The organism is Halorubrum sp. C191, assembly GCF_002727095.1.
Lineage (GTDB): Archaea > Halobacteriota > Halobacteria > Halobacteriales > Haloferacaceae > Halorubrum > Halorubrum ezzemoulense.
Genome location: NZ_NHNZ01000219.1, coordinates 12910 through 13723, shown reverse-complemented (window position 1 = coordinate 13723; position 814 = coordinate 12910). Strand labels below are relative to the sequence as shown.

The 814-nt window shown below is 53.9% G+C and carries 1 pseudogene; it reads left to right on the top strand.

The window, feature by feature from the left end:
* A pseudogene (locus tag Z052_RS18850) lies at nt 1-519 on the top strand (hypothetical protein); the annotation flags it as partial.
* Between the last annotated feature and the right edge of the window lie 295 nt (nt 520-814).

The following is an 814-nucleotide window of genomic DNA, read 5'->3' as shown; positions in this document are numbered from 1 at the left end:
ACCGAACTAGACGTGCCGACGCTCGTGAATCTCTACACGCTGCTGTCCGACGTCCAGCGCAACGCCAACGATCTTCGGCAGGAGGTCCGTGGCGTCTTGCTTGACCGCCTCCATCACGATCAACCTGTGAGTGGTCAATACGGGTCCGTTCAACGGGCTGTCCGTCGAAATCGAACACTCAAAGATGACGAAGCAGTCCTTGAGCTACTGGAAGCAGAAGGGATCGGCCCTGAGCGGGTGATGAGCGTCGACATGAGCAAACTCGACGACGCGCTGGAGGTAACGTCACTCTCTGAATCCGATGTCTACGAGATTGAAGAGAGCGAGTATGTACGGAAGGCAGACGTCGACGACGAGATGAAAGAAACCCGTCTCCAAGGGCTCAAAGACCAGTTGGCTGGAGCCGACGAAGACACAACCGAGCTCCAAGCTGAAATCGAAGAACTGGAGCAGCGTATTACCGAGCTCACTAGCTTTGACTCCGGGACATCTTATCACACTCGTTCAACTGGTGGGTAGGGGTGGATACCATCACAGCTAATCCCGGGAAAGGGCTATCGCACAGCACCCGCTGGAAGACGACAGACCAGCCACGGCAACTGACCAGTTTGTGTATCTGAACCCTGCTCGAGTCGGGTTTTTATATGTAGAATATGCCTATGACTTGGTATGACCGACTCGCAGTCTCCAAGTGTCTCTGTCTCATTATCTGAGCCGACTAACGTTTCTACAGCCTTGGACCGGGCCGGAATCGATTACGTCACCGTTCATGAGCAGCGACTGCTGGCGATCTATCATACCGGAATTTTCAATG